Raw genomic sequence first — 218 nt, 5'->3', positions numbered from 1 at the left:
CATAGATTTTCTCCCGTTGCTTCTCTGCGAAACGGTAGGAGTTCCACACGCTCCACACCGTCACCACGGCGCACAGCGAGAGGAAGACGATACCGAACAGGCGTATCTGCCTGAACGACGATTCGATGTTTCTAAGTGATTTGAATTCCATTTATATTTTCCAATTTATGATTGCACATTGATTATTTCAGCAATTTGCCGACACGTCCGACTGCGTT

1 pseudogene is annotated in these 218 nt (G+C 46.3%); it reads right to left on the bottom strand.

Annotated elements, in window-relative coordinates:
• Positions 1-151: pseudogene (locus DW640_RS24270) on the bottom strand (conjugative transposon protein TraK); the annotation flags it as partial.
• Positions 152-218: the final 67 nt, after the last annotated feature.

The sequence above is a fragment of the Bacteroides sp. AM23-12 genome (assembly GCF_003434395.1).
Classification (GTDB): domain Bacteria; phylum Bacteroidota; class Bacteroidia; order Bacteroidales; family Bacteroidaceae; genus Bacteroides; species Bacteroides thetaiotaomicron.
The sequence above is the reverse complement of the archived record's forward strand: the minus strand, read 5'-3'. Positions and strand labels throughout refer to the sequence as shown.